Annotated in this window: 10 protein-coding genes; 1 reads left to right on the top strand and 9 read right to left on the bottom strand. The window is 40.5% G+C overall.

Annotation, left to right across the window (positions count from 1 at the left end):
- The 8 genes from L634_RS0127280 to L634_RS0127245 all read right to left on the bottom strand — a co-directional run.
- Positions 1–243 (bottom strand): transposase (locus L634_RS0127280; RefSeq protein WP_026584455.1); only part of this gene is annotated, 243 nt, incomplete at its 3' end.
- A gap of 136 nt (positions 244–379) precedes the next feature.
- Positions 380–2,335, bottom strand: coding sequence for a hypothetical protein (locus tag L634_RS0127275; protein WP_026584454.1), 1,956 nt, complete (start codon positions 2,333–2,335; stop codon positions 380–382).
- On the bottom strand, positions 2,307–2,585 hold the full coding sequence (locus tag L634_RS31910; protein ID WP_051428394.1) for a hypothetical protein: 279 nt from the start codon (positions 2,583–2,585) through the stop codon (positions 2,307–2,309). The genes L634_RS0127275 and L634_RS31910 overlap by 29 nt, the downstream gene beginning before the upstream one ends.
- 517 nt (positions 2,586–3,102) lie before the next feature.
- Entirely contained in the window at positions 3,103–3,363 is a 261-nt protein-coding gene (locus tag L634_RS0127265) for a YusU family protein (RefSeq protein ID WP_026585131.1), read from the bottom strand.
- 15 nt (positions 3,364–3,378) lie between these two features.
- Positions 3,379–4,128 (bottom strand): IucA/IucC family C-terminal-domain containing protein, encoded by a 750-nt coding sequence (locus L634_RS0127260; protein ID WP_051428432.1) that lies wholly within the window; start codon positions 4,126–4,128, stop codon positions 3,379–3,381.
- Positions 4,125–4,949, bottom strand: a complete 825-nt coding sequence (locus L634_RS0127255) for an ABC transporter ATP-binding protein (RefSeq protein WP_026585129.1) — start codon at positions 4,947–4,949, stop codon at positions 4,125–4,127. The genes L634_RS0127260 and L634_RS0127255 overlap by 4 nt, the downstream gene beginning before the upstream one ends.
- An 80-nt stretch (positions 4,950–5,029) precedes the next feature.
- Positions 5,030–6,085 carry a FecCD family ABC transporter permease gene (locus L634_RS0127250; protein WP_026585128.1) on the bottom strand — a complete coding sequence of 352 codons (1,056 nt, stop codon included), beginning with the start codon at positions 6,083–6,085 and terminating at the stop codon, positions 5,030–5,032.
- A complete protein-coding gene (locus tag L634_RS0127245) occupies positions 6,085–7,086 on the bottom strand; it encodes a FecCD family ABC transporter permease (protein ID WP_026585127.1) in 1,002 nt (333 codons plus the stop codon). The genes L634_RS0127250 and L634_RS0127245 overlap by 1 nt, the downstream gene beginning before the upstream one ends.
- Before the next feature lie 599 nt (positions 7,087–7,685).
- Here L634_RS0127245 and L634_RS0127240 point away from each other — a divergent pair.
- Positions 7,686–8,654: an ABC transporter substrate-binding protein gene (locus tag L634_RS0127240; protein WP_026585126.1), complete on the top strand. Its 969-nt coding sequence runs from the start codon at positions 7,686–7,688 to the stop codon at positions 8,652–8,654.
- 234 nt (positions 8,655–8,888) lie between these two features.
- Here L634_RS0127240 and L634_RS31905 read toward each other — a convergent pair.
- Positions 8,889–9,097, bottom strand: a 209-nt coding sequence (locus L634_RS31905) for a transposase (protein WP_034263344.1), incomplete at its 5' end; no start/stop codon positions are given.

The raw sequence follows: 9,097 nt of genomic DNA, 5'->3' as shown, positions 1-9,097 counted from the left end.
TTCAATTGTTTGACGCATGGAGCGAATACCGAAGGTATATTGAATAAATGTGAGTTTAATTAATATTACAGGGTCAATACTTGGGCGGCCTTTTTCTGAATACTTATCTTTTACCAAGTCATAGATGAATGAGAAATTAATCGCCGCTTCAATTTTGCGGACCAAATGGTCCGCCGGTACAAGTTCGTCTAAAGCAACCATTTCAATTTGATCCCGTTGAATTGGATTATGTTTTGAAAGCATTTAAATCACCTCAAGCATTGTATTACTTCTATTTTAAAATAAAAAAGACTGCAGACAAGCACGATTTTCATCGAGTTTGTCGACAGTCTGAAAGAGGAGAGAATTCTCCTCTTTATTTCTTTTAACTGTTTGTTCTTTATCTTAAATATAAAATATCCTCAATTTTATATTCCTTATTTGTGATACCTAATCGTTGAGCAGGAGTTTGTTTTTGACCATCTAGACCTTTGATTGTTTCGCAAAAATTATAAAACGTCCGAAGGATGGTTAAAGCATATTGGGCATATCTTGGATTAAAGTTTGCGTAAATATAGCTTTTCCCATCACCTCTAGCTGTTACAAGAGGGCGTTCTAGAATGGATAATCTCCTACGAATCTGCTGGATAAAAGCATTGGAAGCATAGTCACTTACATTTAATACCGCATTCGCAATTTCTGCCGGTTCCAGAGATGAAAGGTCTGTTTTACAATCCACATTAAAATATCCTTTATCCTTTGTTGGAATAGGATGTTCAATTGGTGTTTCAGCCCACTTTCTATATGATTGAGAGCCAATCACAACCTCTTCGTGAAAGGATGTGTGTTGGAACATATCAAGAAGTTTGAGATAGCCTAAACTCCAGATAGACCGAGAATCGTGCATCATTGCTGTCCCCCAACGAAGTAAATCTGCTCTACCTTCTTTATACTCTTGAAAACATTGTTTCAATGACTTACTTCTGTCCACTAAACAAATAAAATGATGAGCGTCTGCTAGGCGTATTTCTTTTTCGAAAACACGGGCAAAAGCAGTCATTAAGGAATTGTCTTTATCAGTAACAAAACGCCATTCTTTGGCATTTACAAGCTGTTTGATAAGCCAGAGATGAGCAATAGTGGTATAGGTAGAATTGAGGTGCAATCCATCAACGTATTTCTCTCTTCGGTCAAATTCTTTTAGTGCTAATTTATACTCATATTCTGATTGATTATCATTTGGTGTAGGAGACTGTGGGAAAAATGAGCGGTCTTTGAATCGTGCATTTTTCCGGCAAAATTCGTTTAAATGGTCTTCTTTTAAAAGGATAGTATCCATTTTAATTTCATCCAATTCAATGTCCCAATCATAAGCTACATCCGTCCGAAAAACATATTGTGAATGAACATCTGCGGTAACGACTATGTGAGTAGGAAATTGAGAATCTTCAACATCGTCGAATTCTTTACCACCCTGACCTTTCTTCCGAACGTTATTCAAGCTGTAAATCATTTTATCGGTATTAAGCCACATAACAGGAAAATCTTTTTGAGAAAAGGCTGTTTTCTCGTGTCGTTCAAGGAATTCCAAACATCTACGATATACCCATTCAAGTTTATGGTAATAGGTGCTTACACCGATTTCTAATTTTTCACAAGTACGAGTAACAGGAGTTCTATTTAGTAGGTCTCTTGTAAATGAAGGTAAAATGCCATTTCTCTTTTGGTTATACGTGGTTGATTGTTTCCTGGTTGGCATTATACTTGTTTTCTTTTTACAGGTTTTACACTGCCACACTTGAGCACCGACTTTACTTTTCCCTTGTTTATAATAGAGACTTTGTTCGCCAAAAGGAGTCGTTTCACTATTGACGCAACCATCTTTATGAAATTGGTATTCTGGCTCAATATCTTTAATAGTCTCTATACGAACCAGTCGTTTAATTTCCTCAGCGATAGACCAATTGGAGACCGGCATCGTTATACATCCCCAGGTCATTCCCTTGATTAATCCCACTGGGTCATCGTTACAAATAATAGATTGCCTTTCTCCTTTTCCACGTCCACTTAATCTATAACGACTGGGTTTTGATTTTACTGATGTGAATTTTTCTTGAGGCATTCCGTGCCACTTACAATAGGGATTGGTGCAAAAATTATATTGAATCTGATGTCTCTTACCGTTCCAGGTAAAAGATACAGGGCGATAGAGAAGGTCATTATATCTTTTTGAAAACCTGCTTGGGTCTAGCTCAGTATATCGTTTGGCTCTATCCGAAACTTCATCGGAAGATAATGGTATCTGGACAACAACATCTTCCTCGTATTTATTGGCTAACCGTTTTAATTGAGCCAACTATTTTTTCCTCCGTTTCCTCGATTCCAAGTTGTTTAAGTAATCGTTTATTATTCCGTTTGTTCTTTGCCCAATTAACGAAATCTTCATCAGTTAGAAGGTTCTTTAAAAATTTATCAACTACTTCACTTTCGGTATACTCGCTATATTCAGCAAAGGCTGCAACGATATTCCTTGTGTGTTCGGATATAAGCCAGTCAGGTCGTTCTGCACTGAGATTTTTTGGCTTAATATAGTTCCATTTTTTCATCCTAATTCTGACTTCCTTTCATTGAACCAAATAGCACTTTAAATAGTTACTAAATTAACATATCAATTTTACAGAGGACAATAATTATTGTCCACTTGTGAATTAGTATGTTAATACTAAAATTATTTCCATTCTAAATAGCCAATAAACCTTGATTTTATAATAAAAAATACAGACCAAATCGCTATGCGAAATGGTCTGCTAATTGTATTGCTATTTAATGTTTTCTCTCCCTAAACGGAACCCCTTACAATTCGTGCAGCGGTTTTTCTGGAGTTTGCACATAATATTAAAATGCAAATATAAAGGAGAATTTGCAAATTTCTTTCGCATTCTATTTCATTTTATACTTCATTTCCTTATGAAGGACATTTCTTTCGCTCTTCTATTCCATTTTGTCCTTCATTCCCTTTATGAAGGATAATAAATACTAATTTTTGCAAATAAAAGATGGAATCCTGAAATAAAACTGGCTGCCATCCTAAAAAGCCTTTATAAGGAGGAATTTGCCGTTGTATCAGACTCTTTTATTCGATTTTTTGCTCCTTATTTCTTCATTCATCGCCTTAATTTCAGCAATAAGAGCTTTCATTTCTTCTTTAGCCTCCGGATATGTATCATTCCAATGTTTCGCAAGCGGGGGCATGGACTTGGCGATAAAAGAGTACAGCGCCCAGGCTTCCACTTTTTCCTTCAATTCCGGATTGCTCTCGCCAATGAGGAGTTCTGTGTATTTTTCCAGCAGGCCGTCGAGCTGATCTTTCAATTTGTCATTCATCCCAATTCCTCCTTTTTATACGATTTTACATACCTGAGGACAGGAGCCGCACCGTTTTCCGCTGTTTGTCAAATAAGAAAAGCAGCATGTTTTTCTGGGTCTGATCAGCTTCCCGGTACTTTCCACGAAGATTTTTTCATTATGATAGCGTTTTAGCGGGTTTGCATTATATCCGCCAAAAAGGTTTCCTGAGGCTTCTTCTATTATAAAATGAAAGTCTTCTGCTGCCTTTTCTGCCAATAATGGATCCTCCAGCAAGATTTTTTCATAAAGCCAGAAAACGTAAATCGCAATATTTTCCCAAAGTATAAGCTTGGAGATTTTTGCTTCTTTTGCAATACAGTCCAAGATTGGAAACACATGATCACTGAATAATGTGCGAACAGCCTTTTCCCGCCATTGATCCCTATTTTCCCCGGCACCTTCTCCTAAAAGTTTATTAAACCGAAAGCCCGGAAGCCAGACCCCATTCTTATCTATACTTTCAAAGAAGAGATTTTCAAAGGATATGTCAAGTTTCGTATCCCACGCAGTCATGCTATATAAATAAATCACAGGCAGAAATGCATACCTTTTAACCAAAATGGAAGCTGCTGTTTTTTCATCTTTTGCCCCAATCTGCTGTTTAACTTTATCCAAATACCCGCCTACATTCCTCGGGTCCAGCAAATCACTCACTTCAATAGACAGCGGAGAGCATTCATGATCTGCGGCGAGCCTGAATGCCTTAAGTGCTTCTGCCTGCTTTTCAGTCAGATTCATCATACAGGAATCCCTTCTCCTTTTAGAATGCACCTTCCTTTACCGTAAGGAATGCAAAGCGGGGTCCCGAATAATGGATCAATTGTGACTTCACAGTTCATATTGAATACATTTTTCACCAATCCGCAATTAATAACATGTTCCGGCTTGCCCTGTGCAAAGACTCTTTGATCCTTTATAGCGACAATATTATGGGCATACCGGCAGGCAAGATTAAGGTCATGAAGGACCATGACAATTGTGCGCTGCTCTTTCTCATTTAATTCAAATAACAGATCAAGAATTTCTATTTGGTGGGTCATATCCAAATAAGTCGTAGGCTCATCCAGTAAAATGGTATCTGTATCCTGGGCCAGCGTCATGGCAATCCAAGCTCTCTGGCGCTGGCCTCCCGATAAGGAATCTACAGTCCGATCTCTTAATTCTTCCATGCCGGTTGCTTTCAGGGCATTTCTGACTTTTAGCTCATCTTCCGTTGACCATTGCTTTAGCCATGTCTGGTATGGATACCGTCCTTGTTTTACAAGCTGGAGCACTGTCAGGCCTTCCGGTGCTGCCGGGGATTGAGGCAAAATAGCCATTTTCCTCGCGACATCTTTAGTTGAAAGACGGGCAATAGCTTCCCCTTCCAGCAGCACAGCACCTGACTTTGGCTTCAGCAGCCGGGCAATGGATCTGAGCAAAGTAGATTTTCCGCAGCCATTTCCACCTATAAAAACCGTAATTTCCCCTTTAGGGATTTCCAAGTTAAGCTCATTAATAATAATAGTATCTCCATATGACAGTGTTAAATCTTGCGTTGCGATCGCTTGCCCTGTTGACATGTCTGCCCTCTCCTTTTCTTAAATATCCATATCTATAGTTTACCCAGTTACATGATCATTACGAGGTTCATGCTTTTTGCTTATGAGTTCCTGGTTTTAAAAAGCAAATAAATAAAGTATGGTGCACCAATGCTGGCTGTAAAGACACCGGCAGGGATTTCAAGCGGAGAAAATAATGTCCTTCCGATCAGATCTGCTGCCATAACAAGGATTCCTCCAATCAGAGCTGAAGCCGGCAGCAGAGCACCGAAAGCAGAACCTACCAGCCTTCGCGCCATATGCGGTGCCATTAATCCAACGAAGCCAATCCCGCCTGCGAATGCAACAGCTCCGCCTATAAGCCCAGTGCTCACCATCAGAAGCAGAAACCGATATCTTTGAACAGTGCTGCCAACGCCTGTTGCGATGTCATCACCCAGTTCTTGTATATTAACATTCCTTGCTAAAATAAATGCCAGAACCAGCAGGATAATCGTCCATGGTATTAAAATGGCGACATTTCCCCAGCTGGACCCATAGACTGTGCCTGTAATCCAAATATTTGCCTGGCTTGCCTGGTAAATAGGGCCAAATACCATCATTAAAGTAGTCAATGCCTTCATTAAGCTTGCAATTCCAATCCCGATCAACACAAGCCGGATCGGGGATACTCCATCTTTATAGGCTAAGAAATATACTAGAAATGCTACAATCGCTGCACCCACAAATGCGGCAAGGGGCAGCCAATGAATACTTACGGTCAATGCATTGCTTTCATCACTAAAAAAAGCAAGAAAACCAACAACGGCTACAGAGGCGCCTCCCGTGATCCCGATAATGTCAGGCGATGCAAGCGGGTTCCGAATCATTCCCTGCAATATGCCCCCTGCAACAGCAAGTGAGATGCCTACCATTAGAGCTACGATAATTCTTGGAAGCCTGAAGGACTGAATAACAAGCCTCTCCATATCCGTACCTCCGCCAAAAAAGACCTGCACTACTTTAAGGGGACTGATTTTCATATCCCCCGTTCCGGTACTAATAACAAAAACTCCAGCCGCAGCAGCCATTAAGCCAAGAAAAATCCAAAGCCCCCTGCGGTCGATTAAAAAAGAAATTTTTTCGCCAAAAAGACGCAGATTATAGTATTTTTTCATTATTTATTGAACCCCCTTCTGGCAATGTACACAAAGAAAGGAGTTCCAATTACAGCTGTCATTACCCCAACAGGAACTTCCTGCGGCATAATAATATACCTTGCGGCGATATCAGCAGCCAAAAGGAGCATTCCGCCAAACAGACCAGCAAAAGGAATAACCCAGCGATGGTCTATTCCCACAACTGCACGGGTGACATGAGGAATGACAATGCCAAGGAAACCGATCGGACCTGCAACAGCTACTGCCCCTCCTGATAGAAGTACAACAATGATGCCAGCCCCCAGCTTCAGCATGCCGGTTTTTAACCCAAGTCCTTTTGCTACATCTTCCCCCATGGAAAGTACATTCATCTTTCCGGCAATCAACAAGGAGAAAATCCAGCCGGCAATGAAATATGGGAGAACAGCAGTTAAGGTTTCAAGCTTCCGGCCCGACACAGAGCCTGCAAGCCAGAAAAGCACCTGCTCGAGAGCTGTTTCATTTAAGACTAAAAAACCTTGTGTCATGGATGCAAACATAGCACTCATTGCTGCACCGGCAAGTGTAAGTTTCATCGGAGTTAAACCTTCCCTGCCGATTGAGCCGATAATGTATACAAGAATAAATGAAACAGCCGCTCCTATAAAGGAAATCCAAGTGAAAAATTGAAGATTGCTTATGGATAGCAAAGATACAGCTATTACGACAGCAAAGCCTGCACCAGCGTTTATCCCAAAGATTTCGGGAGCTGCGAGAGGATTCTTAGTCAAAGTCTGAAGCAGTACCCCGGCTATAGCCAGACTTGCCCCCACTGCTGCAGCAATCAATGCCCTTGGAAGGCGGACAGATTGTATAATAATATGTTCGTTGGATCCATCAAATTCTGTAAACGCATCAATAGCTATCTTCCAGGTTGTATCCGTATACCCGTATACAATACTTAAAGACATTAAAACTAATAGCAGGAGCATAGCCATTACAAGCCCTGCCCACCTCATGGAATTTGTTTTTAATAGCATAGTGAAAACCTTTCTTGCTTTTATTTAATTAGGGTTCATATTTAATTTCAGTCTATTGTACAGGTGAAAGGCTGTCAATGAGTTTGAAAATCATTTTCACTGGTAATTTAAAAATTCTCTTTTCTAAAAGGTTGTTGTTTTTGAAAAGGTCCGTTGAATAATAACTGATGATAAATAAGGTTGGTTGATTGGAGCGTAAGGTGCGAGATCCTCGAAAATGCATCCGCATTTTCTTACGACGCGGTGTGGATTCGGGGAAGCTTATTCAATGTCCTGCAGGAGGAGTGGGACAGGTGAGATCCCACAGGCGCTGCGTGCCGAGGATGCTCACCGCCCGCCCCGCAGTTCGCTGAGCATCCTGGAGCGGAAATCAACCTTTCTCACTACTTTTTATAAAGCAGCATAGTTTGCGAAAACTGCCTTTTAAAAAATATTTTAGCTAATCTGGCAGGGTATCTTCCTTAAGGTGTCACTAAAACTGCAAAAATAATTGAAAATCATTTTCATTTACCCGTTGACATTTATCCAAATCCGATTTAATATAAAGTTGTCAAATGAAAATGATTATCATTAACACTACATAATGGAGGAAAGCACTTATGAAAGTAAAATCTTTACTTGCCTTGTTTTCGGTTTTGACGATCTTGTTCCTGGCAGCCTGCGGGAATAACAACGAGGAAGATCAGACAGCTGAAAAAGAAAATGAAGGAAACAAAACAGAAGATACAAGCTATACAGTTGAACATGCAATGGGCTCAACTACACTGGAAAAAACACCTGAAAAAGTTGTGATTCTTACAAATGAAGGTACTGAAGCCCTTCTCTCAATGGGCGTAACACCAGTGGGAGCTGTTCAGTCCTGGACAGGCGACCCTTGGTACGAGCACATTGCTGACGATATGAAGGATGTACAGGTTGTAGGAACAGAAAGTGAAGTAAATGTTGAAGCCATTGCAGCGCTTCAGCCGGACCTTATTATCGGAAACAAGATGCGCCAGGAAAAAATCTATGATCAATTAAGTGATATTGCCCCTACCATTTTCGCTGAAACTCTGCGCGGAGACTGGAAGGAAAACTTTAAGCTTTATTCAAAAGCAATTAATAAAGAAGAAGAAGGCAGCAAAGTCATTGCTGACTATGACAAACGCATCGAAGAACTTAAAACTAGCCTTGGCGACAAACTGAATCAGGAAGTATCCATTGTCCGCTTTATGGCTGGTGATGTCCGCATCTACCATAAAGATACTTTCTCTGGCGTCATTCTTGACCAAATTGGCTTTGCACGACCTGAAAGCCAGAATGTAGATGATTTTGCCGAGAAAAATGCGACAAAGGAACGCATTCCAGCTATGGATGGAGATGTACTCTTCTACTTCACTTATGAAACTGGAGATGGAGAAGCGAGCCAGCTTGAAAAAGAATGGATTGAAGATCCGTTATTCAAAAACCTGAAAGTTGCCCAGGAAGGCAATGTTCATAAAGTCGACGATACCATCTGGAATACAGCCGGCGGCGTCATTGCAGCAAATCTGCTTCTGGATGATATTGAAAAACATTTTGTTAAGTAAACTAAACTCGTGATTGCGCTCCCATAATACCCCCTCTTTTATGAGAGCTCATATATAAAAGAGCCTGCATTTCTGCAGGCTCTCAGTTTGTAGACAAAAAGAGTTCGGAATAGTCTCATTCCGAACTCTCAGCTTGTTGAGAAAGGGGTATTTTTTCTCAACAAAGTTTTTCTTAAAAAGAAATATACCAAAGGAAGATTAGCTTTTCTGGTTTAAAAAANGATCGCCATGCACCTATCCTAGCTTTGCCAGGTGCATGGCGATCTTTTTCATATTCTGGCAAGCTGCGGTGAGAAGCACCTGCTCGCTTGCATTGTGTAGTCCCCGTAACCGGCAATAGCGAAGCCCATGCAGCTCTTTTGAGTCTGCGAAGCTTCGCTCCACTTTTTCTTTTCTGAATTTATATAGTATCTTTCCAGATTTGGAAAGCCGGTTTTGTCTGA

Source organism: Bacillus sp. J33 (assembly GCF_000518885.1).
Classification (GTDB): Bacteria; Bacillota; Bacilli; order Bacillales; family Cytobacillaceae; genus Cytobacillus.
The sequence above is the reverse complement of the archived record's forward strand: the minus strand, read 5'-3'. Positions and strand labels throughout refer to the sequence as shown.